At 60.2% G+C, this 24,434-nt stretch carries 29 protein-coding genes; 16 read left to right on the forward strand and 13 right to left on the reverse strand.

Annotated elements, in window-relative coordinates; translation table 11 throughout:
- The first annotated feature begins 94 nt into the window (after positions 1–94).
- From CCGE525_RS39830 to CCGE525_RS11055, 3 genes are all read left to right on the forward strand, one after another.
- Complete coding sequence (locus CCGE525_RS39830) at positions 95–601, forward strand: M23 family metallopeptidase (RefSeq protein ID WP_414129251.1); 507 nt, start codon at positions 95–97, stop codon at positions 599–601.
- Positions 602–784: 183 nt separating this feature from the next.
- Positions 785–2,302, forward strand: a complete 1,518-nt coding sequence (locus tag CCGE525_RS11050; protein ID WP_120704286.1) for a DEAD/DEAH box helicase — start codon at positions 785–787, stop codon at positions 2,300–2,302.
- A gap of 13 nt (positions 2,303–2,315) precedes the next feature.
- Positions 2,316–2,738: an NUDIX domain-containing protein gene (locus CCGE525_RS11055; RefSeq protein WP_120704287.1), complete on the forward strand. Its 423-nt coding sequence runs from the start codon at positions 2,316–2,318 to the stop codon at positions 2,736–2,738.
- A 3-nt stretch (positions 2,739–2,741) separates the two neighbouring features.
- Here the strand turns inward: CCGE525_RS11055 and CCGE525_RS11060 are convergent, their stop codons facing one another.
- The 7 genes from CCGE525_RS11060 to CCGE525_RS11090 form a co-directional block, all read right to left on the reverse strand.
- Complete coding sequence (locus CCGE525_RS11060) at positions 2,742–3,062, reverse strand: TfoX/Sxy family protein (RefSeq protein WP_120704288.1); 321 nt, start codon at positions 3,060–3,062, stop codon at positions 2,742–2,744.
- A gap of 3 nt (positions 3,063–3,065) precedes the next feature.
- The gene (locus CCGE525_RS11065) at positions 3,066–4,700 is read right to left on the reverse strand and encodes an NTP transferase domain-containing protein (RefSeq protein ID WP_120704289.1); all 1,635 of its coding nucleotides are present in this window, start codon (positions 4,698–4,700) and stop codon (positions 3,066–3,068) included.
- Complete coding sequence (locus CCGE525_RS11070; RefSeq protein ID WP_120704290.1) at positions 4,697–5,404, reverse strand: XdhC family protein; 708 nt, start codon at positions 5,402–5,404, stop codon at positions 4,697–4,699. The genes CCGE525_RS11065 and CCGE525_RS11070 overlap by 4 nt, the downstream gene beginning before the upstream one ends.
- Positions 5,404–5,733 carry an XdhC family protein gene (locus CCGE525_RS11075; RefSeq protein ID WP_120704291.1) on the reverse strand — a complete coding sequence of 110 codons (330 nt, stop codon included), beginning with the start codon at positions 5,731–5,733 and terminating at the stop codon, positions 5,404–5,406. Before CCGE525_RS11075 ends, CCGE525_RS11070 begins: the two co-directional genes overlap by 1 nt.
- Before the next feature lie 18 nt (positions 5,734–5,751).
- Positions 5,752–6,999 (reverse strand): vWA domain-containing protein, encoded by a 1,248-nt coding sequence (locus tag CCGE525_RS11080; RefSeq protein ID WP_120704292.1) that lies wholly within the window; start codon positions 6,997–6,999, stop codon positions 5,752–5,754.
- 4 nt (positions 7,000–7,003) lie between these two features.
- Entirely contained in the window at positions 7,004–7,936 is a 933-nt protein-coding gene (locus tag CCGE525_RS11085) for an AAA family ATPase (protein ID WP_120704293.1), read from the reverse strand.
- A gap of 121 nt (positions 7,937–8,057) precedes the next feature.
- Positions 8,058–8,552, reverse strand: coding sequence for a flavin reductase (locus CCGE525_RS11090; protein ID WP_120706369.1), 495 nt, complete (start codon positions 8,550–8,552; stop codon positions 8,058–8,060).
- 168 nt (positions 8,553–8,720) lie between these two features.
- On the opposite strand from CCGE525_RS11090, the gene CCGE525_RS11095 reads away from it, so the two are divergent.
- From CCGE525_RS11095 to purB, 4 genes are all read left to right on the forward strand, one after another.
- Complete coding sequence (locus CCGE525_RS11095) at positions 8,721–9,803, forward strand: branched-chain amino acid ABC transporter substrate-binding protein (RefSeq protein WP_120704294.1); 1,083 nt, start codon at positions 8,721–8,723, stop codon at positions 9,801–9,803.
- Between the two features lie 92 nt (positions 9,804–9,895).
- Positions 9,896–10,582 carry a ribulose-phosphate 3-epimerase gene (gene rpe / locus CCGE525_RS11100; RefSeq protein WP_120706370.1) on the forward strand — a complete coding sequence of 229 codons (687 nt, stop codon included), beginning with the start codon at positions 9,896–9,898 and terminating at the stop codon, positions 10,580–10,582.
- Positions 10,569–11,090: a hypothetical protein gene (locus tag CCGE525_RS11105; RefSeq protein WP_120704295.1), complete on the forward strand. Its 522-nt coding sequence runs from the start codon at positions 10,569–10,571 to the stop codon at positions 11,088–11,090. Before rpe ends, CCGE525_RS11105 begins: the two co-directional genes overlap by 14 nt.
- 102 nt (positions 11,091–11,192) lie before the next feature.
- Positions 11,193–12,494 carry an adenylosuccinate lyase gene (gene purB / locus CCGE525_RS11110; RefSeq protein WP_120704296.1) on the forward strand — a complete coding sequence of 434 codons (1,302 nt, stop codon included), beginning with the start codon at positions 11,193–11,195 and terminating at the stop codon, positions 12,492–12,494.
- On the opposite strand, the gene CCGE525_RS11115 is transcribed toward purB, so the two are convergent.
- The 4 genes from CCGE525_RS11115 to CCGE525_RS11135 all read right to left on the reverse strand — a co-directional run bounded on the left by CCGE525_RS11115 (position 12,475) and on the right by CCGE525_RS11135 (position 16,549).
- Complete coding sequence (locus CCGE525_RS11115) at positions 12,475–12,990, reverse strand: low affinity iron permease family protein (RefSeq protein ID WP_120704297.1); 516 nt, start codon at positions 12,988–12,990, stop codon at positions 12,475–12,477. The two genes, purB and CCGE525_RS11115, sit on opposite strands and share 20 nt — an antisense overlap.
- A 378-nt stretch (positions 12,991–13,368) precedes the next feature.
- Positions 13,369–14,562 carry an IS91 family transposase gene (locus CCGE525_RS11125; RefSeq protein ID WP_120703951.1) on the reverse strand — a complete coding sequence of 398 codons (1,194 nt, stop codon included), beginning with the start codon at positions 14,560–14,562 and terminating at the stop codon, positions 13,369–13,371.
- Between the two features lie 10 nt (positions 14,563–14,572).
- Positions 14,573–15,460, reverse strand: coding sequence for a tyrosine-type recombinase/integrase (locus CCGE525_RS11130; RefSeq protein ID WP_120703950.1), 888 nt, complete (start codon positions 15,458–15,460; stop codon positions 14,573–14,575).
- A gap of 282 nt (positions 15,461–15,742) precedes the next feature.
- Positions 15,743–16,549, reverse strand: coding sequence for a DUF2189 domain-containing protein (locus CCGE525_RS11135; protein ID WP_120704298.1), 807 nt, complete (start codon positions 16,547–16,549; stop codon positions 15,743–15,745).
- Between the two features lie 201 nt (positions 16,550–16,750).
- Between CCGE525_RS11135 and CCGE525_RS11140 the strand changes: the two genes are divergently transcribed.
- The 7 genes from CCGE525_RS11140 (at position 16,751) to CCGE525_RS11170 (ending at position 20,709) form a co-directional block, all read left to right on the forward strand.
- Positions 16,751–17,305, forward strand: coding sequence for an RBBP9/YdeN family alpha/beta hydrolase (locus tag CCGE525_RS11140; protein WP_120704299.1), 555 nt, complete (start codon positions 16,751–16,753; stop codon positions 17,303–17,305).
- Positions 17,306–17,570: 265 nt separating this feature from the next.
- Positions 17,571–18,335 carry a phosphoribosylaminoimidazolesuccinocarboxamide synthase gene (gene purC, locus CCGE525_RS11145; RefSeq protein WP_015340039.1) on the forward strand — a complete coding sequence of 255 codons (765 nt, stop codon included), beginning with the start codon at positions 17,571–17,573 and terminating at the stop codon, positions 18,333–18,335.
- Positions 18,336–18,352: 17 nt separating this feature from the next.
- Positions 18,353–18,595, forward strand: a complete 243-nt coding sequence (gene purS / locus CCGE525_RS11150; protein ID WP_120704300.1) for a phosphoribosylformylglycinamidine synthase subunit PurS — start codon at positions 18,353–18,355, stop codon at positions 18,593–18,595.
- A gap of 17 nt (positions 18,596–18,612) precedes the next feature.
- The gene (locus CCGE525_RS11155; protein ID WP_120704301.1) at positions 18,613–18,873 is read left to right on the forward strand and encodes a hypothetical protein; all 261 of its coding nucleotides are present in this window, start codon (positions 18,613–18,615) and stop codon (positions 18,871–18,873) included.
- Positions 18,870–19,541, forward strand: coding sequence for a phosphoribosylformylglycinamidine synthase subunit PurQ (gene purQ, locus CCGE525_RS11160; protein ID WP_120704302.1), 672 nt, complete (start codon positions 18,870–18,872; stop codon positions 19,539–19,541). Before CCGE525_RS11155 ends, purQ begins: the two co-directional genes overlap by 4 nt.
- 131 nt (positions 19,542–19,672) lie before the next feature.
- Entirely contained in the window at positions 19,673–20,077 is a 405-nt protein-coding gene (locus CCGE525_RS11165) for a hypothetical protein (protein ID WP_120704303.1), read from the forward strand.
- Positions 20,078–20,160: 83 nt separating this feature from the next.
- The gene (locus tag CCGE525_RS11170) at positions 20,161–20,709 is read left to right on the forward strand and encodes an AAA family ATPase (protein WP_120704304.1); all 549 of its coding nucleotides are present in this window, start codon (positions 20,161–20,163) and stop codon (positions 20,707–20,709) included.
- 29 nt (positions 20,710–20,738) lie between these two features.
- On the opposite strand, the gene CCGE525_RS11175 is transcribed toward CCGE525_RS11170, so the two are convergent.
- Complete coding sequence (locus CCGE525_RS11175) at positions 20,739–20,978, reverse strand: DUF1127 domain-containing protein (protein WP_120704305.1); 240 nt, start codon at positions 20,976–20,978, stop codon at positions 20,739–20,741.
- Positions 20,979–21,083: 105 nt separating this feature from the next.
- Here CCGE525_RS11175 and CCGE525_RS11180 point away from each other — a divergent pair, with 105 nt between their 5' ends.
- Both CCGE525_RS11180 and CCGE525_RS11185 read left to right on the forward strand, forming a co-directional pair.
- A complete protein-coding gene (locus CCGE525_RS11180) occupies positions 21,084–22,502 on the forward strand; it encodes an aminotransferase-like domain-containing protein (protein ID WP_120704306.1) in 1,419 nt (472 codons plus the stop codon).
- A gap of 156 nt (positions 22,503–22,658) precedes the next feature.
- Positions 22,659–23,270: an acyloxyacyl hydrolase gene (locus CCGE525_RS11185; protein WP_120704307.1), complete on the forward strand. Its 612-nt coding sequence runs from the start codon at positions 22,659–22,661 to the stop codon at positions 23,268–23,270.
- A gap of 163 nt (positions 23,271–23,433) precedes the next feature.
- On the opposite strand, the gene CCGE525_RS11190 is transcribed toward CCGE525_RS11185, so the two are convergent.
- A complete protein-coding gene (locus tag CCGE525_RS11190; RefSeq protein ID WP_120704308.1) occupies positions 23,434–24,423 on the reverse strand; it encodes a nitrilase family protein in 990 nt (329 codons plus the stop codon).
- Positions 24,424–24,434: the final 11 nt, after the last annotated feature.

The following is a 24,434-nucleotide window of genomic DNA, read 5'->3' on the forward strand; positions in this document are numbered from 1 at the left end:
CGCTGACATCAAGGGCAATGATCCGGCGAGCGACGATGGAGGCGTTGGCGGTCCTTATGTCGCTCCGGAGAATGTCGATCAATTTGATCAGTCCATGGCTGATCTCGACACGGCTTTGACGCGCCTTGAGACCGTACGCGGTGCCGCCGAAAGCCTGCCCTTCCGTAATCCCGCCCCGGGTAAGCTGATCACCAGCCCCTTCGGCAATCGCAAGGATCCTTTCTTCGGCAAGCTGGCGCTGCATACCGGCACCGATTTCCATTTCGGCCCCGGTGAGAAGGTGAAGGCTACAGCCCCCGGCAGAGTCGTCTCCGCGGGCTGGGCCGGCGGTTATGGCAACATGGTCGAGATAGACCATGGCGATGGCATCTCCACGCGTTACGGCCATATGGCGGAAATTCTGGTCAAAGTCGGCGATACGGTCAAAACCGGCGACTCCATCGGCCTTGCTGGCAGCACGGGACGCTCGACCGGGACGCATCTTCACTACGAAGTCCGCGAGAACGGCCGCCCGATCGACCCGATGTATTTCATCAATGCAGGCTCGAAGCTCGCAAGTTACATCAACGGTCTGAGTACAATTTCGCCGCGAGAATTGTGACAAACGAGCAACAAATCTGGCGCTAATCTAAAAATTGCGTTATCTATTGCTCTGAAGCTTTCTGAAGCGCCCGCTTTCCTTGACTTGGCGGGTATTTGGTTTTATGTCGCGCTGCATCGCGGCATGCTTGAGCGTGTCGACTCACGAGTGTTCGACCGAACCGGAACGGAAATAGTTTTCCCTTTGACAACATTTGCTGACCTTGGCTTGAGCCAAAAAGTCCTATCCGCGGTTACTGACGCGGGCTACACCACACCGACTCCGATCCAGGCCGGCGCAATTCCTTTTGCGCTGCAGCGCCGCGATATCTGCGGCATCGCCCAGACGGGTACCGGCAAGACCGCCTCCTTCGTTTTGCCGATGCTGACGCTACTCGAAAAGGGGCGCGCCCGAGCGCGCATGCCACGCACTCTGATCCTCGAGCCGACGCGCGAACTCGCGGCACAGGTTGCCGAGAATTTTGAGAAATACGGCAAGAACCATCGCCTGAACATCGCTTTGCTGATCGGCGGCGTCTCCTTCGAAGATCAGGACCGCAAGCTGGAGCGCGGCGCCGACGTGCTGATCTGCACGCCCGGCCGGCTGCTCGACCATTTCGAACGCGGCAAGCTGTTGATGAGCGCTGTCGAAATCTTCGTCATCGACGAAGCCGACCGCATGCTCGACATGGGCTTCATCCCGGATATCGAGCGCATCGCAAAGCTTATCCCCTTCACCCGTCAGACGCTGTTCTTCTCGGCCACGATGCCGGGCGAAATCCAGAAGCTGGCGGATCGCTTCCTGCAAAATCCGGAGCGTGTCGAAGTCGCCAAGCCTGCTTCGACGGCAAAGACCGTCACGCAGCGTTTCGTCGCCTCGCATGGCAAGGATTACGAGAAGCGCGCCACGTTGCGCGATCTCATCCGCGCGCAGACCGATCTGAAGAACGCCATCATCTTCTGCAATCGCAAGAAGGATGTTGCAGACCTTTTCCGTTCGCTGGAACGCCACGGTTTCTCTGTCGGCGCGCTGCACGGCGATATGGATCAGCGTTCGCGCACGACGATGCTGCAGAATTTCCGAGACGGCAATATCCAGCTTCTCGTCGCTTCCGACGTTGCGGCACGCGGCCTCGATCTTCCCGATGTCGGCCACGTCTTCAATTTCGATGTTCCGATCCACTCGGAAGATTATGTCCACCGCATCGGCCGCACTGGCCGCGCTGGTCGCTCGGGCGCTGCCTTCACCATCGTGACGAAGCGCGACGTCAAGCACGCCGATGCGATCGAAAAGCTGATCGGCGAAGATGTCGAGTGGCTGAATGGCGACCTGTCGTCGCTGCCGCCGGCTGAAGAAAGCCGGGACGATGACCGTTCTTCGCGTCGGCGCGACTCCAAAAACAAAGGCCGCGACCGAGATCGCAGCCGCGGAGGCCGGAACGCCTCGAGTCATAAATCTGATATCGACGTCGAGGATAATGATGTCGACGTGATCGAAGCAGCACCAGCAAAGGCCGAAAGCGTGAGAAACGAGCGCAAGTCTGAGAACAACAGCAAGTCCCACAACGGTTCTCGTAACAACCACCGGCCATTCCCCGCTGCCAACGACGACAATCGCGAGCGCCGCAATCGCTACCGCGATCAGGACGACGGCCCGACCCCGGTCGGCTTTGGTGACGATATTCCTGCTTTCATGCTGATCGTCGCCAACTCCAAGGGCTGATGGGGCCAAGGGCGTGGGGAAACCCGGCATCGACTTCCCAGGACTAGGAACCGGTCTCGCAATTTTGCGGGATGGGAAGTTGTTGCTCTACAGGCGCCTCAAGGCACCTGAAGCCGGCTTCTGGAGCATCGTCGGCGGCAAGGTCGATCATATGGAGCCGGCCGAGGATGCAGCTATCCGCGAGGCGGAAGAAGAAAGCGGCCTCTCCATCGGCCGTGTCGACCTTCTTTGCACGACCGAAGTTATCGTTGAAGCCGATCGCCAGCACTGGATTTCTTTGATCTACGTCACCCAGGACTTTGCCGGGGACGCTCGCCTGGTCGAACCTGACAAGCTCTCCGATTTCGGCTGGTTCGGCCGCAATGAGTTGCCACAGCCGCTCTCAGCTTTTGCCGAAGCGGCGATCGCGCACCTAAGCGAAAACGATTTCCGCTGAAACCTATTTCTCTGCCCTGACCGCCGCCTCGTAAGCAAGCCTCGCCCAGCGCGCCATGATATCCGGGTCGTCGAAGGCATCGTCGGGAATAGACCAATAGGGCATGCTGACGGGCTTGTCCTTCCTGCCTTCGTAGGCCCAGCGCCTGGCGCCTGCCGCCTCGAATTCGGGAGCGCTGACGTCGTCGGCCTTCAGCAGTATCTCGCCGCTCACTTCGACGGCGACGATACGGCCCATGTGATAAACGCCCTTGCCGCCGAACATGCGCCTGATCGTTACCGGCCCGAGGGCCTGGAACATCTCTTCGATCTCGATATTGTCCATGCCCTACCCCTTCAAAATGCCGCCGGCGGCCAGTACGGCCTCGGGCGTGTCGACATCAAGATGCGCGGCGTCGCCGATATTGACGTCGACGACCGAGAGTCCGGCGGTTTCGATGATGTGCCGGGCGCCGACATCACCTTCGAGCCGCATCACGGCGTCGAACACACTGCGCGGCAGGATGACGGGATTCCCGCGCTTGCCGCGCGACACAGCACGTGCGATCGCCTGACCATTTGCTTTGCGGAACGCCGCAATCAGCGTCCTCAGATCGTCGCTGGTAACACCCGGCATATCGGCCAGCATGACCAATACGCCGTCGGCGCGCTGCGTGACCGGCGCGCTGACGCCAGCGACCAGCGAGCTTGCCATGCCGGATGCATAGTCCGGATTGTGCACCCGCTCGACCGGCAGACCGGCAAGTGCCTGCTCGATCTCCTCGTGGCGATGGCCAGTGACCGCGACGACGGCGGCGGCTGCGCTTGCCAAGGCCGTGGCAGCGGAGCGGCGCACCAGGGGAACCCCATCGAATTCCGCCAAGAGCTTATGTGGTCCACCCTCGCCCATGCGGCGTGCTTTGCCGGCCGCAAGAAGCACGACCACAACGGAAATTTGGGCTTCCGGCTTGCCGGCGATATCGCGCGGTCTTGGCCGCGACTGTATTTCCATGAGAAGCCCCCCGACGCCCATGCCGCTGATCTCCTGCGGCGTCGGCTTCTCGCCGGCGAGGATTCGATCCAGCACCCAGTCGAAACCATTTTCCTTCGGACTGCGGGCGCAGCCGGGCGCGCCGACGACATAGACATCGCCGACCTTGCCGAGCACCAGCAGATTGCCGGGATCGACCGGCATGCCGACCTGGATGACGTCGCCGCCCGCAAGCCGGATGGCTTCGGGGATGACGTCACCGGCGTCGATGACAGCGGACGCACCAAAGACGATGACGAGCTTTGGCAATTGATCGGCCGCCCGCAATGCGTTGCCGATCGCTTCGGCGACCGGAGGCGCGCGATGCGCCACCCGCTCTTCCCGTTCCAGGATGCTGCCGGCAAGCTGCAGCCGTTGCGAAAGGATGCGGGCAGTCTTGTCCATCACGGAGGTTTTCAGCGGCGGCAATTCGGTGGCGATCAGCGACGCCGCATGCGGCTGAAACGGCTTGACCTCAAAGACAGTCGTCTGCCGCAGGATGTCGACGCCAGCGGCCACCTTTTCACCCGAAACTGCCAGTGGAATGATCTTGAAGGTCGCCACCATATCGCCGCGACGCACCGGCACATGATCGGCAAGACAGGCAAGTGTGATAGCCGGATCGACGCCATTCAGCCGGTCGACGGCAACGCGATTTGCGACGAACAGGCCGTCGACAGCGCTATGAACATTGACGCGCCCGGTGGCCGATTCTGAGAAGGTCAGATGATCCGCCGCGATTGCCCGGGCCAGCCGCTCCGCGGCTTCGTTTTCCATAAGGTCATCAGGTTCGATTCTTGCGGCTGTAACGCGGCCGATATTGGCGGCCGCGAGGCGATCGAGATCACTGCGGTCAAGCACATGTCCCTTGGGAAGGTTGCCATCGGACAATCGGATGGAATGCGCGAGCACCGCACCTTCCGCCTCCGCCGTCGTGAAATCACCGAAGATCATCGCTTGTCACCCTTCGGTGATGATACGTCACGACCGCGCAGCGCCGCGATGATCTCGGCCAGAATGGCGACGGCGATTTCCGCCGGGCTCGATGCGCCGATGGGAAGGCCTATTGGGGCGTGAATCCGCGCGAGATCGGCGTCTGTCAGGCCCTCGTGCTTCAATCGCTCCAGCCGGCTCGCATGCGTCTTGCGACTGCCGAGCGCCCCGACATAAAAACACCCGACCTTCAGCGCTTCGGCAATCGGGAAATCATCGATCTTCGGATCGTGGGTGACGGCGACCAGCGCCGTATAGGCATCGAGCGGCCGTTCCTTCAGGACATCCACTGGCCAGTCGGCAATCAGGTCGACACCATCGAAACGCTCCGGTGTCGCAAAAGCGGTGCGCGGATCGATGATGCGGATGTCGAAACCGGCAAGCCCCGCCATCTGCGCCAAAACCTGGCTGATATGCACGGCGCCGATAATGACGATATGCGGCGGCGGCAGATGAACATTGAGGAAGAGGCTTTGCCCGCCGATCTCCACCGCCGAGGATTTTCCCGAGCGGAAGACGGAAGCGACGGCATCAGCAAGCGGGCTCTCGACCGCGTCACCCTCGATGATCAGCCGGTCCGGTCCTCCGGAGAGGTCGGTGGCCAGGATCGCCGCCTGCCGCGCGCGCCGCAGCGCATTCAGTTTCGTCAGAATCTGACGGTCCATCAGTTAAGCCTCTCGACATAGACACGAATACGGCCGCCGCAGGACAGGCCGACGCGCCAAGCGGTTTCATCCGCCACGCCGAACTCCAGCATGCGGGCCTTGCCGCTTTCGATAACGTCTAGCGCCTCGGTGATCACGGCGCCTTCCACACAGCCACCCGAGACCGAGCCGTGGAAATTGCCCTCACCGTCGATGACGAGGTGGCTGCCGGTGGGTCGCGGCGCGGAACCCCAGGTGTCGACGACGGTCGCCAGCGCCACGGTGCGGCCGGCCGACGACCATTCCTCCGCGATGACAAGCGGATCCAGGCTTTCAGGTATATTTGTCATGGTGCCTCCGGAGGTGCCTCACAGCTTGGCGAGAAAACGGCGTGGATCATAGGCGCCGGCGCGGCCGGCACTAAGGGCCGATACGAGGTCGGCTAGAGATAATAGATTGTGAACCGGACGGAATTCGTCAACATGCGGCAGCATGGCGCGAACGCCGCGAGCACGTGGTTCAAAGCCCTCGAAGCGCAAGAGCGGATTGAGCCAGATCAATCGCCGACAGGAGCGATGCAGCCTGTCCATCTCGATTTTGAGAAGTTCTACCCCCTCCCGTTCAAGTCCATCGGTGATGAAGAGCACGATCGCGCCCTGCCCGAGAACGCGGCGCGCCCAGAGCCGGTTGAATTCCTTCAGCGTTTCGCCGATGCGCGTGCCGCCTGACCAGTCGTGGACGGCAGTGGCGCATTCGTCGAGCGCCTCGTCCGGGTCCTTGTGGCGCATTTGCCTGCTAACATTGGTCAGCCGCGTGCCGAACAGAAATGTGTGGACGCGCCTGCGCTTCTCGGTCAGCACATGCAGGAAATGCAGAAAGATGCGGGTGTATTGGCTCATCGAGCCGGAAATGTCGGCGAGCACGACCAAAGGCGGCTGCACCTCCTTGGCCTCGCGATGGCGCGGCAGGATCAGTGTGCCTCCAGTGCGAAGCGCCACCCGCATCGTCGCACGCGGGTCGATCTTGGCGGACACGTGCGACGCCATAAAACGGCGCGTGCGGACCCGGTCGAGCGGCAATTCCAGCCTAGCCAACTCCTTCTTCGCAACGGCGATCTCCGCGGCCGACATCTGCGCGAAATCCATGCGGCGCAGCAGTTCGCTTCCCGATGCCGTAAAGCGGGCGTCGATCTCGACATCCAGGGCCTCGCGCTGCGGCCGGCGGTCGTCGCGCTCACCAAGCAGGGCGTCGCTGGCGCGAGTTTCACCGGGCCTCGGCTTTTCCTTTTCACGATTATCGGTCGCGACCGGCGACATCATCGCGATCATCTTCTGCACGAGATCGCGTGAGCGCCAGAACAGCCGGAAAGCTTCGTCGAAAACTGCGAGGTCCTCATGCCGCTTGACGAAGATGGAAGACAGGGCCGCATGAAACTCGTCGCGCGAGCCGATGCCGATCATCTCGACGGCCTCGATAGCGGCGGCAATGGCTGCCGGCCCGATCTTCAAGCCGGCCTTGCGAAGCGCGCGGGCGAAGAAAACGATATTGTCGGCCAACCGGCCGTCACCAGGCGATGACCGCATCTCCGTGACGCCGTCTTGCATTGCTGGTTCCATGGCCTCATCCCGTCGCCAGCAGTTCCGATTTCACCTCATCCAGCACGCGGCTGCCCTCGCCACCTTGGATGCGGGCGATATCGTCCTGGTATTTCAACAGAGTGCCCAGCGTATCGGAAATCGTCTCGGGATCGAGCGCCAGCCGGTCGAGTTCGGTGAGCGCCATCGCCCAGTCGATGGTTTCGGCGACGCCGGGATTCTTGAAAAGGTCGAGCGTGCGCAGCTTCTGCACATAGGCGACAATCTGGCGCGACAGCGCCTCGTTGCAGCCGGGCACCTTGCGGCGGATGATCTCAAGCTCCTGTGCCGCTTCGGGGTAATCGACCCAATGGTAAAGACAGCGCCGCTTCAGAGCGTCGTGCACCTCGCGGGTGCGGTTGGTGGTGATGATGACGATAGGCGGTTCCGCAGCGCGGATTGTACCGAGTTCGGGGACGGTCACCTGAAAATCGGAGAGGACTTCAAGCAGAAACGCTTCGAACGCTTCATCGGTGCGGTCCAGTTCGTCGATCAGGAATACCGGCGCACGGCCTCCCGCGCTCGACAGCGCCTGCAGCACGGGCCGCCGGATGAGATAGCGCTCCGAAAAGATATCGGCCTCGATGCGGTCGCGGTCGGTCAATCCTGACGCTTCCGCAAGGCGAATTTCCAGCATCTGCGCCGGATAGTTCCACTCATAGACGGCGGAGGAAACGTCGAGACCTTCGTAGCATTGCAGGCGGATCAGCGGCCTGTCGAGCGCCTTCGACAGCACCTTGGCGATCTCCGTCTTGCCGACGCCTGCCTCGCCCTCGAGAAAGAGCGGCCGTTTCATTTTCAGCGCCAGAAACAACACCGTTCCGAGTGCACGCCCGGCGAGATAATCGTGAGTGCCGAGCAAGGCAATCGTTTCGTCGATCGAGCCCGGTAGCGAAGGTGCGTGATGTTGATGAGGCATAATCTCTCCCATTACTGCGCCGCGTCCCATCGGACGCGCTAAGAAGGCAGTAACACTTCAGACTGGCGCTTAGTCCTTTCCTTAGATCGATCCCGATCTAAGCGGTTGTGCGCTAGGGAGGTTATAGCGTGTGATAGTCCCGGTTCATATAGAGCAGCGCCTGCTTTGTTTCACTGAAATGCACCGCCACGACTTCGCCGAAGATGATGTTATGCGTCGAGGCCCGTTTGATCTCGGTGACGCGGCAATCGAATGCGGCCAGCGCATCGGTGAGCACAGGCGCGCCGGTCACCAGCGTATCGAATGTGCCGGTGGCGAAGCGCTCCTCATTGGTCAAATTCGTTTTGCCGGAAAAGGCGTCGGCGAGCGCTTGGTGGTGGGCACCAAGCGCGTTCAGCGCGAAGATGCCGCTGTTGAAGAAGATTGCATTCCTCGCATTGCTGTTGTTGAGGCAGATCAGGATCGTAGCGGGGTCATCCGAGACCGAACAAGCCGCCGTGATGGTCACGCCGCGCCGTTCGTTGCCGAGCACCGTGGTCACTAGCTGGACATGCCCCGCATAGCGGCTCATGGCCTCGCGATAGTGCGCCGGATCCATACGCTGCTTGTCTAGCACGGTTGCTTTCCTCGTTTTTGTCATTTCTCATTTTCGCTCAATATGGCGGGCAGACGTTAGCTTTTCTACAATAGGACTATTGAAATCGGAGCGATTTCGCCGCTTTTTCTTTGACGGTAACTTCCAGGTGGATAAAAGAGCAGAAGAATTGTCCGGGATACCTAATCTATGAACGTTCTACGTCGCACATCGCTCCTGATTTCGCTGCTTCTGGCAGCCGGCAGCAGCCATGCCGCAGGCGTCAATATTGGCATCGTCGCGCCCCAGGATGGAAATTTTGCAGCGCTCGGCGCACAAATTACCACAGGCGCCAATTTCCAGTTGCAGGCGCAGAGGGACTCCGCCACCGTCGTAGACGAACCCTGCACGGAGGATGGTGGCCACGCGGTGGCCGAGGCGCTGATCAGTGCCAAGGCGCAGGTCGCCATCGGCTTTCTCTGCAGCGAGACCTTGGCAGGCGCGCTGCCGCGGCTGAAGGATGCGGGCATTCCCGTCATCACCGTTTCCGTCCGTTCCCATATCGCGATGGAGGATGCGCTGAAGAACGGTTGGCCGTTTTTCCGTCTCGCTCCGGTTGACAACGCCGAGGCAGCCATGGTGGTCGACGCCATTCTGAAGCATTGGGCCGCTGAACCGATGGCTCTCATCGAAGACGGGACGATCCATGGTCGCGAACTGGTAGAAGCGGTGCGTAATGCTCTGGAAGAGAAAGGTTTGAAACCGGTCTTTACCGACACCTATCGCCCCGGCCAGGAACAGCAGATCGCCCTTGTCCGCCGGTTGAAGAAGGCCGGCGCCACCCACGTATTCATCGGCGGCGACCGCAGCGACGTTGCGGTCATCGCCCGTGATGCTCGCAGCGAGAACATCCCGTTGACGCTGATGGGCGGTGACGCGATGCGCGCCGCCAACCAGCCGGTGCCCCTGACGGACGGCGTACTCGCTGTTGCTCTCCCCGATTACGCCAGCTTGCCCACTGCCCAGGCGACAGCCCAGGCGATGCGTACGAATGGTACCGAGCCTGACGGTTATATTCTGCCGGCCGCGGCTGCCGCGCTGATTGCCAGCCAGGCAGCGGAAAGCGCCAAAGCGGCGAACAAGCCGATTGCCGATAAACTGATCGGCACGGCTTTTCAAACGCCGATTGGCCCCATTACCTTCGATCATAACCATGAATTGACGGAGAATCCCTTCCGGCTGTTGGAATGGCGTGGCAATGCTTTTGTGCCGCTGACATCCGCGTCGAACTGATAGGTTTCGTGCAAGCCCAGTAGATTAGGTTGTTTGCCTGCCGAACCGGTGATAAGCCAAGCGCGAAAAATCAGACGGAGTTCAGCTATCTCATGACCTTGCCGATTCGCATTGCTCCCTCCATCCTCGCGGCCGATTTCGCCAAGCTTGGGCAGGAAGTACGGGATGTGACCGACGCCGGAGCTGACTGGATTCATCTCGACGTCATGGACGGACATTTCGTGCCGAATATTTCCTTCGGCCCCGATGTCATCAAGTCGTTGCGCTCCTATACCGATGCGACCTTCGACTGCCACCTGATGATCTCGCCCGCCGATCCCTATCTTGAAGCGTTCGCCAAGGCCGGCTGCGATCGGATCACCATCCATGCCGAATCCGGCCCGCATCTGCATCGCTCGCTGCAGACCATCCGCCATCTCGGCAAGAAAGTCGGCGTAACTCTCAATCCGGCAACGCCGCTTTCCGTTCTGGAAAATGTGCTGGATGATATCGATCTGATCCTCATCATGTCGGTCAATCCTGGCTTCGGCGGCCAGAAATTCATTCCCGCCATGGCCGACAAGATCCGGAATGCGCGGTTGCTGATCGGCGACCGCCCGATCGAACTCGAGGTCGATGGCGGCGTCACCGTCGATACGGCGCCGATCGTCACAGCCGCCGGCGCCAATGTCCTCGTCGCCGGCTCGGCGATCTTCAAGGGCGAATCCGTCGAAGCCTACCGGCAGACGATTTCCGATCTGCGCGCCGCGGCAGAACGAGGCCGCGTTGGATCAAATTAATCCGGCCAGCGCTGTAGCGACGACCGGGCGGCTGAGGGCGGCCGTCCCGTCATCTCGACAGCTGCTGTTCGGGGCGCTCTGTTGGGGCGCAGCGATGGCAACCTCCGCGCTATCGGCACTCTATCTGCGCAACGGTCTTCTGACGAGCCACCTGTCCGCTCTTGTGATGGTCTATGCCCTCGGCGGCGCGCTTGCCTGGCCGCTCATGCTGCCGCTGGCACGGCTGCTTGCGCATCGCCGGCCAATCGAAGCGCGTTTTGCAGCTTTCTTCCTGACGCTGTCGCTGGGCACCGTTGCCATGACCGCCTTTCTCTTCGCGATGGACTATCGCTGGTTCTATGCGCGCTGGCATGACCCCTTCGGCACGCTCGTCTGGGCATTTCAGTTTGTCTTCACCAGCGCCAGCGCTGTCTACCAGTTTGCCATCCTCGGTCTTGGTCTGTTTCTGCCGTTCGGCTTCATCTTTCTGGCGGCGGTTAGTCTTTATCTCGCCAGACATATGCGTTGAATCGAACGAAAGATTGAGCCAAGAAACATTGAGATTGCCTCCCGTCTTTGTTATGGGGGCGCCGAGGATACGTTTCCCGCTACCCAAGAAAGCTTTGAGCCCATGATCCCGCGCTACTCCCGACCGGAAATGGTCGCCATCTGGTCGCCCGAAACCAAGTTCCGTATCTGGTTCGAGATCGAGGCCCATGCTTGCGACGCGCTGGCTGAACTTGGCGTCATTCCGAAATCCGCGGCGGAAACCATCTGGGAAAAGGGCGGCAAGGCAACTTTCGACGTTGCCCGCATCGATGAGATCGAAGCCGTCACCAAACATGACGTCATCGCCTTCCTGACGCATCTTGCCGAAATTGTCGGTCCCGACGCTCGTTTCGTGCACCAAGGCATGACCTCCTCCGACGTGTTAGACACCTGCTTCAACATCCAGCTGGTGCGTGCCACCGATATCCTGCTCGCTGATGTCGACAAGTTGCTGGAAGCGCTGAAGCGCCGCGCATTCGAGCACAAGGATACCATCACCATCGGCCGCTCGCACGGCATCCATGCCGAGCCGACCACTTTCGGCGTCAAGCTGGCGCTCGCCTATGCCGAATTCGAGCGCTGCAAGCAGCGCCTGATCGCCGCGCGCGAGGAAGTCGCTACCTGCGCCATATCCGGCGCCGTCGGCACCTTCGCCAATATCGACCCACGTGTCGAAGAACACGTCGCGGCAGCGCTGGGTCTGAAGCCCGAGCCGGTGTCGACTCAGGTCATTCCGCGCGACCGTCATGCCATGTTCTTCGCCACGCTCGGCGTCGTCGCCTCTTCGATCGAACGTCTCTCCGTCGAAATCCGCCATCTGCAGCGCACCGAAGTGCTGGAGGCCGAGGAATATTTCTCCCCCGGCCAGAAGGGCTCCTCGGCCATGCCGCATAAGCGCAATCCGGTGTTGACCGAAAACCTGACTGGCCTTGCCCGCATGGTCCGCTCCTATGCCATGCCGGCGATGGAGAACGTGGCACTGTGGCATGAGCGCGATATTTCCCACTCGTCTGTCGAGCGCATGATTGGCCCGGATGCGACGGTAACGCTCGATTTCGCACTCGCTCGGCTCACCAGCGTCGTCGACAAGCTCTTGGTGTATCCGGAAAATATGATGAAGAATCTGAACAAGTTCCGCGGACTTGTTCATTCGCAGCGCGTATTGCTGGCACTGACCCAAGCCGGCGTTTCCCGCGAAGACGCCTATCGTCTCGTCCAGCGTAATGCCATGAAGGTTTGGGAACAGGGCAAGGATTTCCTCGAGGAACTGCTCGCCGACCAGGAAGTCCGCGCAGCACTGTCCGAGGAGGATATCCGCGAAAAGTTCGATTTGGGCTATCACACCAAACACGTCGACACGATCTTCAAGCGCGTGTTTGGCTAGAGCCAGCCGTCTTAGATCGATTGCGACTGGAGGCGGTGCGGCGGACGCGCCGCCTTTTCTTTTTAGCCGCGGACTTGCCATTGACTGGAGGATTATCCGCGGCGACTTCATTCACTTCGTCCTCAAGCCGATTTTGATGGCGCTTTGCCGCCTTCTCGACAAGCCGGTCCAGGTGCTTGAGATCCTCTTCATCGAGGTTTTCTATACCGACGAAGCGGTTCTCGGCCGCACTGGTCAGGATCAGCTCGTTGAGCTTCGCCTGAATAGCCCGCGTGTCGCGCGTCTGCGCGTTCTGGAGCAGGAAAACCATAAGGAAGGTGACGATCGTTGTGCTGGTATTGATAACGAGTTGCCATGTGTCCGAATAGTTGAAGATCGGTCCGGTGCCGCCCCAGACGACGACGGACAACAGGGCAAGGACGAAGATGGTCGGCTTGCCGGTCCACTCCGAAACCACGACTGCGAAACGGGTGAAGATATGCGTGAGCCTTGCCATAATCCGCATCTCCGGCTGAGCCGCATGTCCGGAATGGTGAAGGTTTTTCGATGCGGGCCGCGGTGTGACGGTGGCGGCTGGGCGTGTGTCGGCCCGCGTTGAAAAACCTTCCAAGGAGGAGGCCTGCGGGGGCTGGGTGGAGCGCCTATGGGGAAAGCGTGCGGCTGCGGTTTTCTGAGGTGGCTATCGGTGGGAGCGTCGGGTGCAAGCGGGTTGCCCCGAAGGCTTGCAATGACGCGATCGGGGTTGGGGTGCTCCTCTTTCGTAGGCCTCGCATCGGCGGTTTTGCAGTGTGCGGCGTTGCCTGGCGCAAATCGGCGCCACCCCGGAATGCATCGCAGATCCGGGCCGGCCTTGGCTGATGTGACAGGCGTTTCGTCATGCGGCGTCCTTTCGGGGTGGCGCACGGGATTTGGGTCGCTGGCCACGGCGGAATATCTCGACGATGCGCATCGGGCCGCCGCAATCTGGGCATGGCTGCCTCAGGGTGAGCGGGATGCTCTCGGCGCTTGGCGTGTCGTCCTGTGATGGCGCTTCCGTCCCGAGCAGTTTCCTTATCTTTGCGACATTGGCCTTGCGGCCTGCTCCGGCCAGCAGGCCGTAGTGGCGGATGCGGTGGAATCCGTCGGGCAGCACGTGGATTAGGAAGCGGCGGATGAACTCGTCGGTGGCCAGCCGCATGACCTTGTGACGGTCACCGGTCTTGATGCGGTAGTCCTTCCAGCGGAAGGTGACCGCCTCGGCATTCGCGCTGATCAGGCGGCTGTTCGAGATCGCCACGCGGTGCGTGTAGCGGCTGAGATAGGCCAGCACGGCCTCGGGGCCGCCGAATGGGGGCTTGGTGTAGACGACCCAGTCGGATTTGCGGAAGGGGGCAAGCCAGGCAGCGAAGGCATCCGCCTCTGCAAGCCGGGCTAGATCGCCGAAGAAGCAGAGCACCCCGGATTGACTGAGTGCCATCAGTCCTTCGAGAAACAGCCGCCGAAACAGACGAGACAGAACCTTTATGGGCAGAAGGAACCCCGGGCGACAGCCAATCCAGCGCGTGCCATCCGGCGACAGTCCACCGCCGGGCACGACGATGTGCACATGCGGGTGATGGGTCAGCGCCGACCCCCAGGTGTGCAGCACGCTGGTCATGCCGATGTTTGCGCCAAGGTGCCGGGGATCGGCGGCGATGGTGGTCAACGTCTCCGCCGATGCCCGGAATAGAAGATCATAGACCGTCTTCTTATTCCAATAGGCGATCTGCGCGATCTCGGCGGGGATGGTGAAGACAACATGGAAATACTCGACCGGCAGCAGGTCTTCGGCACGGGCGGCCATCCAGTCCCGCGCCGCGGGTCCCTGGCACTTCGGGCAGTGCCGATTCTTGCAGGAATTGTAGGCGATGTGATGGTGGCCGCATTTGGCACAGGCTGCCACATGCCCGCCGAGCGCCTCGGTTCGGCAGGCCTCGATCGCCGCCATGACCTTGAGCTGGGTCAGGCTAACATGCCCGGCATTGGCCCGCCGCCACGCCGGGCCATAGGCACGGAAGATGTCGGCGATCTCCAGTTTTGGCCGGATCACCGGACGGGCGCTACTCCAGTTCGCGTCGGAGCGTTTGGTCCTGCAGCTTCTTCAGGGTCTCGAACGGGCTGATCGTGTCGCGGATCGTCTTCGTGGCGACATGCATATAACGGGCGGTGGTCGTCAGCTTGGCGTGTCCCAGAAGGACCTGGATCACCCGCACATCCGTGTTCGCTTCCAGCAGGTGGGTGGCAAAACTGTGCCGCAGGGTGTGCAGCGTCGCTGGCTTGGCGATCCCGGCCAGTTTTTTGGCGGCGGTGAAGGCGCGGTTGAGCTGCCGCGGCGAGATCGGGTTGATCTTCGGTTTGCCAGGAAAAAGCCAGCCCTGCGGCCGTGACTCGCGCCAATAGTCGCGCAAGAGTTCCAGCAGCAGGGGCGACAGCATCACCTTGCGGTCCTTCTGTCCCTTGCCCTGTTCGACATGGATCAGCATCCGATCGCTGTCGATGTCGCTGATCTTGAGGTTGCAGACTTCGGAGGCCCGCAGTCCGGCGCCATAGGAGATGCTGAGCGCCGCTCGATACTTCAGGCCCGGCCCCTGGGCCGCCACAAGCAGGTCGGAAACCTCCTCAACGCTCAAGACAACGGGCAACTTCTGCGGTTGCCGACGGAACTGCATATGCCGCTTCATCTCTTCGCGGTCGCAGGTGATGCCGAAAAAGAACCTCAGCGCGACGATGCGGGCGTTGAAGGTCGGCGGCGTGACGCCCGCATTGGTCATGTGCAATTGGTAGGCGCGCAGGTCGTCGGGTGTCGCGGTATCCGGAGATCGCTTCAGAAACCCGGCGAAATCCTTGATCGCCCGAATATGGGCTTGCCGGACTTTGTCGCCCATCCCGCGGATGCGCATGTCTTCGATCATCCGTTCGCGCAGCGGGGTCGTCTTCTCCTCCGTCATGGGAACCTCCTGTCTGGTGATTGAGAAGACCCCAATCCTCAGCCAGGACGGCAAACCCACAAAATGCACGGCGTTCAGATCGTTGCTGCACCGTCACCACGGGCGCCAATGCCGCGCGAGCGGCTTCGTCCTTGGGCATGCAGAGGTCAACGGAAAGCCGAACCTCGCACGCAACTCCCGAATTCCTTGGGATTCGGAGGATGCGCGCGAGATGATGCGGATCAACGTTACAAGGTCATTGGCGGTTCCACTCGATCCGAGTGGACCAATACCAAGGCGGATTTAGTTCCCAACGGGCGGCGCCACGAGTTTGCGATAGAGATGCCATGTAGCATGCCCGAGAATAGGCATGATCACAGCGAGCCCCGCAAAGATGGGGATCGTACCGACGACAAGAAGCGCGGCCACGATGAGACCCCAAATCGCCACTGGCACCGGATTGATCAACGTTGCGCGGATGCTGGCATCGATCGCCGCTACGGCGCCGATATCGCGATCGAGCAGCAGCGGGAAGGTGATGACCGTTGTTGCGAGCACGACGAGCGCAAAAACGAAGCCGATGAGATTACCCCAGAGGATCATCCCCTTGCCCTCGGGCGTGCTCAGCACGTTCGTCACGAAGGATGCCAGTGTAGCCGGCACGCTGTCGCCGAAATAGGCGGTGTAGATGGTCTGCGCCACGACCAGCCAGACGATGAAGAAGCCAAACAGCAACAGGCCCACCGCAATGATAGACGGCAGCGCCGGCGAAAAGCGCACGTCGAAAGCATGGCGCCAAGACGTGTCCAGCCCCATCTCCCGCCGTCGGCTGATCTCATAGAGGCCGATCGCCGCCAATGGTCCAAGCAGCGCGAAACCGGACATCAGCGGAAAGAGCAACGGCAGCAGATTTTCACCGGAACTCCAGACCACCAGCGCTATGCCCGCGATTGGATACATGAGACACAGGAATACGTAATGCGATGGTTTTTCGCCGAAATCGTCCAGCCCCAGTTTCAGGGCGTCGACGAGATCGACAACGCCGATCTTGCGGATGGCCGGACGCGTAAAGCTGTTGTTCGCACCAGCCATGACATGAAATGCCGTCATAGTATTCCTCCTCCTCATCAGCCTAGGTGTATCCTGCTGGCGGCACGAAAATGTCGGACAAAAGAGGTGCCGACATCATTCAATCGCTACCGGCAGCCGCAATGCTAGCAAATTTTGCCACAATTGTCGCCTTTTCCCTTGACAGCAGCGTCGTCCCTTTCCACATCGGCGCAATTCCTCCCTTTCCACATCGGCGCCACTATGAAAGCTTCCGACGCAGATATTCTCATCATTCCCGGATACACCAACTCAGGTCCGGAACACTGGCAGACACGCTGGGAACAGAAACTCTCGACGGCGCGACGAGTGGAGCAGGCCGAATGGTCGAAGCCCGTGCGCCAGGACTGGGTTGCCCGCATTGCCGCAGAAGTGAATGCGTCGAGCCGGCCGGCGGTGCTGGTGGCGCATTCGCTTGGCGTGCCCTCGGTGATCCACGCGATCCCGCATTTCCGCAACAAGGTCGCCGGTGCGTTCTTTGTCGCCCCGCCCGACGTCGCCAATCCGAAGATCAGGCCGAAGCATCTGATGACGTTCGGTCCCTACCCGCGTGATCCCCTGCCGTTTCCGTCGATCACCATCGCCAGCCGCAACGATCCCTTCGGCAGCTACGAGCACGCCGACGATATAGCTGGAAGCTGGGGTTCACTCCTGATCGATGCCGGCGAGTCCGGCCATATCAACGCCGATTCGGGCCATGGTCCCTGGCCGGAAGGCACGATGGTCTTCGCCAAGTTTCTCAGTCACCTCAAGCCATGATTGCGGCCGAGCATGATATAATGGCGTAGTAAGCCAGCCCACTAGCTTGTGTAGTACAGGGGCGGCTTCATTCCATCGTCAAATAAAAGCCTGTAGAACATGAGAGGACAGGATCCCGATTCTCGCATTGGTATAGAACCAAAGCCGGAATCCCAAGGAAGGAGGCGCAGGCGGATTGTGAATTCGCTTCTTATCCGTTATGGGGACGCCCAAAGATCGATCCACTTGCGCTATCTGAGAGCGCTAACGACAGAGAACAATACCAATGAACCGTCGCCGCCGTATTTACGAGGGCAAGGCCAAGATCCTTTACGAAGGGCCTGAGCCGGGCACGCTGATCCAGTTTTTCAAGGATGATGCCACCGCCTTCAATAAGAAAAAACACGAAGTCATTGATGGCAAAGGCGTTCTGAATAATCGTATCTGCGAATACATTTTCAGCCACCTGAATAAGATCGGCATTCCCACGCACTTCATACGCCGTCTGAACATGCGCGAGCAGCTGATCAAGGAAGTGGAGATGATTCCGCTCGAGATCGTCGTGCGCAATGTTGCCGCCGGCTCGCTCGCCAAGCGCCTCGGCATCGAAGAAGGCGTCGTACTGCCGCGCTCGATCATCGAATTCTATTACAAGTCCGACGCGCTCGAAGACCCGATGGTCTCCGAAGAACACATCACAGCCTTTGGCTGGGCCAATCCGGCCGAGCTTGACGACATCATGGCGCTCGCCATTCGCGTCAACGATTTCATGACCGGCCTCTTCCTCGGTGTCGGCATCCAGCTCGTCGATTTCAAGATCGAATGCGGCCGCCTGTTCGAAGGCGACATGATGCGTATCATTCTTGCCGACGAGATTTCGCCAGACTCCTGCCGCCTCTGGGACATCGAAACCCACGAAAAGATGGACAAGGACCGCTTTCGCCGCGACATGGGCGGCCTGCTGGAGGCCTATTCCGAAGTTGCCCGCCGTCTCGGCATCATCAATGAAAACGAACCCGTGCGCGGCACGGGCCCGGTTCTCGTCAAGTAAGCGCAGGAAGGACAATCGTGATCAAGGCTCGTGTAACCGTCACGCTGAAGAACGGCGTTCTCGATCCGCAGGGCAAGGCAATCGAAGGCGCGCTCGGCGCTCTCGGCTTTGACGGCGTCCACCAGGTTCGCCAGGGCAAGGTCTTCGACCTCGAGCTCGAAGGCGCCGACAAAAGCAAGGCCGAGGCGGATCTGAAAGCGATGTGCGAAAAGCTCCTCGCCAACACGGTGATCGAGAATTATAGTATCGCTCTCGACTAAGGATTGTGGAGCATGCGATGGCTGAGGTGACGCAAGAACTGATGTATGAGCTGTTCAAACGTCTTCATGCGGAGATCGCGTCTGTTAAGGATGGTCAGCGCGAGATCCAGGCTGAAATGAATGCCTTTAGGGGCAGTTTGGTCGCAGTGCATCAAGACCTTCTCAACATTCACACGACCCTGATCAGGCATGAACAGCGCCTTGACCGCATCGAAAATCGTCTTGAACTGCGCGAACTCGCAGAAGCAGCACAAACAAGGTATGAGCCGCACTCATGAAATCAGCAGTCGTCCAACTTCCCGGCCTCAATCGCGATCGTGACATGATCGCGGCGCTGACCAAGATTTCCGGCAAGGCGCCCATCACGGTCTGGCAGACCGAAACCGAGATCCCCGATGTCGACCTGATCGTCATTCCCGGAGGCTTTTCCTATGGCGATTATCTGCGCTGCGGCGCGATCGCAGCACGCATGCCGGTCATGCAGGCGATCAAGGAGAAGGCTGACAAGGGTGTCAAGGTTCTCGGCGTCTGCAACGGCTTCCAGATCCTGTTGGAAGCCGGCATGTTGCCCGGTGCGCTGATGCGCAATGCCTCGCTGAAATTCGTCTGCCGCGAAATCAAGCTCGAGGTCGTCAACGCCGAAACGGATTTTACCCGCGCCTATGCCAGGGGTCAGGTCATCCGCTGCCCGGTCGCTCACCACGACGGCAACTATTTTGCCGACGCGGAAACGCTGGCGGCAATCGAAGGCAATGGCCAGGTGGTGTTCCGCTATGCCGAAGACACCAATCCGAACGGCTCCATCAACGATATCGCCGCAGTCATCAACGCCAAGGGCAATGTACTTGGCATGATGCCGCATCCGGAGAACCTGATCGAAGCGGCCCACGGCGGCTCCGACGGTCGCGGCCTCTTTGCCTCCGCCCTCGACGTGATCGCCGCCTGAGGCGGTAAATCCGCAGCAGCAGGATTGCCATACCGGACGACGTTTTGTCCTGAACAAGGCGTCGGAAAGGTTTCGATTCACACCATCACAAGCTAAGAGCTGCCCTAACCGATTTTTTGGAAGAGAGATTGATGCGCCCTCGCCTCGTTACCGGATTGTACTCTGCCGCCGCGCTCGCAGCATTTGGCCTGCTCTTTACGTCCTGCGCGACACGCACCCCGAGCGTGAGCACCACTGAGCATAGCGCTTTGCCGACGATGGAGCGCGTCATGCTCAATGCCAATGCCTGCTGGTTCAAGTCGGCCGATCCGGCCTTTGCAGGCTACCAGCTCGCCCCCGAGCTCAATTCCTACACTGGCCGTCCGCGCATTCTCGTGGTTGACAAGAAACATCCGACCGGCCGGCCATCTCTCGTGGTCCAAGCCGAAGGCAACCCGGCGCAGTTGCAGGCTTTTGGCCCGATGATGAATGGCGCCTCCGGTGGCCGCATCACGGGCGATGTCAACCGCTGGGCTGCGGGCACGAAGGGCTGCTAAGGCGCAGCCTGCATCGTGATCAAGCGCGGGCATCGCGCGTTGCCGGAATAGCACGACCGGCCCGCAATTTCGGGGTTCCTCTCTTGGATCGATTTGTTGTCATTTCCGGATGTTCGGGCGGAGGCAAATCGACGCTGCTTGAAGAGCTTAGGCGGCGTGGCCACCAAGTCGTGGAGGAACCCGGACGTCGGATCGTCATCGAGGAATTGGATCGTGGCGGTTCGGCCTTGCCTTGGGCCGATGCTCCCGCCTTTGCCCGCCGGGCTACGGAGATGTCCATCGCCGATCGTTCTTCGGCGGCCTCCACCGCCGACCTCGTATTCTTCGACAGAGGCTTGATCGATGCCGCGGCTGCGCTGCAGCACCTGACCGGCGAAGACACTTTGGCCGCATTGAGCAAGTCTCATCGTTATAACAGGCATGTGTTCCTGACGCCGCCATGGCCGGAAATATACGTCGCGGACCGCGAACGAAAGCACGACCTTTCGGCAGCCATCGCGGAATATGACAGGCTGTGTGTGGTTTATCCTTCGCTGGGCTATCAGGTCCACATCCTGCCGAAAGTGCCTGTCGAGGAGCGCGCGGACTTCGTGCTTTCCACGTTGAATGGCGGTAACCGCCATTCAGTTTGATTCTGGCGCAGTAGCCCGTCGCCACCTCGTCAATCCCAGAAAAACGATTTGCTCGCCTCGGCCATTGATTCATGCCGGGTCAGGCCGATGTCGCGCAGCTCGTCGTCCGTCAGATATCGCAAAGTCCAACGGCTTTCTCGCTTCTGCATCCAGACTGCAAAAGCGTCGAGAGCACGACGTGCCAAGCGCGAAATCCGCCCGAAGATACGCGGCGTCCCCTCGTCAGCCACTGTACTTCTGTTAGGATGAATTGTATCTATTGTATCCATTTCTCTGCTCGTTTGATCGTGACAATCGGGGCGTATCGAGCCAAACGACACAAATTGACTCTTAATATTGACTCCATTGGTGAAGCAATCTAAGAAATTGTCATTATGACAAATTGGCTGCCTGACATATCCAGCGGGACCGGACCGGTTTACATCCGCGTTGCCGACAGCATCGAGAACGCGATCACTCATGGCGTGCTGCCGCCGGGCACGAAGCTGCCGCCGCAGCGCAATCTCGCCTATGATATCGGGGTGACGATCGGCACGGTCAGCCGCGCCTACGCGCTCGTGCATGAGCGCGGCCTCGTTGCCGGAGAAGTCGGCCGCGGCACCTATGTACTCGAGCGCGCCAACGGCAAGCAGATCGAGCCCGTGGACCCAATTACGCAGGCGCTCGCCGGCACCCGGGGTCTCGATATCCCGGGCGACAAGATTCGTTTCGATACGACAGCAGCACCCGACATTGGGCAGGGCGAGATTATCGGCCAGCTCTTTGCCGATATCAGCCGCGAACATCGGACGGAGATTTCCTCTTATTCGCGAAGCTTTCCCGCAAACTGGTTTCGTGCCGGCCAGGTTTGGCTCGCCCGTAACGGCTGGCAGCCGGCGATCGAAACGGTCGTGCCGACGCTCGGCGCCCATGCCGCCGCCATCGCCGTTATCTCCGCCGTCACCTCCCCCGGTGACAAAATCGTTTTCGAGAACCTGACCTATACGCAGATCAGCCGCGCCACCCGTCTTCTCGGCCGCCGTTCCGTGCTGGTGGATTCCGATGAACACGGCATCATCCCCGACGATTTCGAACGCCTGTGCCAGCAGCAGCATCCGCGCCTGGCTTTCCTGATGCCGACGGCGCACAATCCGACACTGATGACCATGCCGGAGGCGCGCCGCCGGGCCATCGCCGCCATAGCGCGCCGCCACAGCGTCTGGCTGATCGAAGACGATCTCTACGGAGGTATGACCGAAGATCAGAATCCGCTGATGGCAGCTATTGCGCCGGAACGTACCTTCCTGGTCAGCGGCCTGTCAAAATCGGTGACTGCCGGCGTGCGCGGCGGCTGGGTCGCCTGCCCGCAGCATTTCGCCCAGCGCATCAAGGTCACCCACAAGATGACGACCGGCGGTCTCCCCTTCATCCTGGCTGAAACCTGTGCTCGGCTCGTGCTCGAAGGTCATGCGCTGGCGCTGCGTCGTCAGGCGGTCAAGGAAATCCGCGCTCGCGAGCAGCTGGCGCGGGAAGCGTTGTCGGGCTTTGAATTCGCCTCGCATCCGCACGTCCCCTTCCTTTGGCTGAAACTGCCCGAACCCTGGCTTTCCGGCACCTTCAAGAATGCCGCCTTAGCCGAAGGCGTGCTCGTCGACGATGAGGACGAGTTCAAAGCCGCCCGCACGGACAGGGCCTATCATCGCGTACGCGTCGCCTTTTCCTCACCGCAGCGGCGCGACGATGTCGCGAGCGGATTCATGATATTACGTCACCTTCTGGATAATGGCTCGACGGGTTACGACAGCCATATATGAGGGCTGTCGATAGCCGTTTGTGACAGCGCTGTTGCAGCTTCGCTGCAGTTTTGGCGATATGCACTGTCATATAATCACGCCCACTTTACCCCGACCTCGGCGATGCTACCGTTTGGTTAACGAATCGCGAATCGCTTGGCATTTGGGGGTTGGTGCATGGCTGTTGACGCAATTTCTTGCGGCCGTTTTTGGAAATATGTGATCACAGCTATTGTAACGATTGGGTCAGTTTTTATCGCCGAGGAATCCGCTGCCGCGGCAGATGCCCAAATGGCCCCGAACACCAAAATATTCGACGAACTTCGCTTCGGCGCCAGCGGCTCCATCCAGACCGGGCATGACCATGAAGCCGGCGTTTTTCCGGAGGTCGAGGTGCTGTTCAATCCTTTCGGCTACAATCCGACAGACGGTTGGAAAGATCAGCTTTTGCGCCCGCGCATTCACCTGGGCACCTCGATCGGCACTTCTGATTCAGCGGCGACTCAGGTCTTTACCGGCCTGTCTTGGACACTCACCCACAGCAACGGCATCTTCACCGAAGTCGGCTTCGGCGGCACTGTGCACACAGGAAATCTTGACGACTGGACCGAACGCGGCCCGATGCTCGGCTGTCGTCTGCTCTTCCACGAATATGCCGGGGTCGGCTACAATTTCGACAAACATTGGAGCCTCATGGCGCAAGTGGCGCATTCCTCGCACGCCAATCTCTGCGATGGGCCGAATGCCGGCATGACGCGCGCCGGGCTGCTGGTGGGCTACAAATTCTGATGATCTGAGAGCGGCCGCAAATAGCCGTTTGTCTGACAAAAGTTTCAGCCTGCCATCGACGAGATCGTGGAGCGCATGACGCACCTTCGTGTCCCCCATATCGCCAGCAAGGATGATCGCTTCCCCCTCTCGCACTCTCTCGGGGCAGCTTGCGCAATGACCCTCACAACGTCTCGTCTGCACGTGTGTGCTTGCGGGTCGAGGTATCGGAGAACCTAGCGTCCATCGGCGAAAGGCCCTGTGGATCAGGCTGCGTCAGAACGCCGTAAAGTTCCGGACGACGGCCGCGAATCCAGCGCTGCCCCGTGCATTTATCGAGCAAAGAGAGATCTATTTCGGTGGTCACAATCGCGTCGGCGGCCTGCCAGGTCTCGACCAAAATCCGGCCATATGGATCGAGAATCATGGCGTTGCCGGTGCGCACTTCGTCCTCGTCTTGGCCGACGCCATTGCTGAACACCAGAAACATCCCGTTGTCATGCGCGCGAGACGGCAACCAACGCATAAACCACTCACGACCATTGGGACCACGAATTTCGGCTTCGATCGCTTCAGGGTCTTCATGACGTCGGGTCCACTTCTCGACCGGAATCCGCTTCATTCCATGCGGACTGACGGAATAGCCCCCGCCCGCCTGGTGAGGCGCGATCAGGATTTCTGCGCCAAGCAAGGCGGTTGCTCGCGCGTTTTCGATAAGATTGTTGTCCCAGCAAATCAGAATGCCCGCGCGCACTCCCCAAGGCGTATCGAAGACGGTAAATGCATCGCCGCTGGAAATGAGGCGATGCTCCCAGGCATGGAGTTTACGATGGCAATGAATTTGCCCATCCGGCATGCAGACGGCATAACTGTTGTACAGAGATTGATCGTCGGCCAACTCCAGGAATCCCGCGCCGATCGCAATCCCTTTCTCGCGTGCCAAGGCAGCGACATAGGAAATCGACGGGCCTGAAAGCGGTTCGGCAAGCGCGTGTAGACCAGCGCTATCCAATTTGGGGACATGCCAGTATCCGGTGATGCACATCTCCGGGAACGCGATGAACTGGCTGCCTGCGAGAATTGCCTCGTTCGTGAAATGCGTGATCCGCGCCAGGTTGTAGGCTTTGTCGCTGGCTTTGTGCTGAAACTGCACGGAAGAAACCTTGAACGTCATGACCGATGTCC

Source organism: Rhizobium jaguaris (assembly GCF_003627755.1).
Taxonomy (GTDB): Bacteria; Pseudomonadota; Alphaproteobacteria; order Rhizobiales; family Rhizobiaceae; genus Rhizobium; species Rhizobium jaguaris.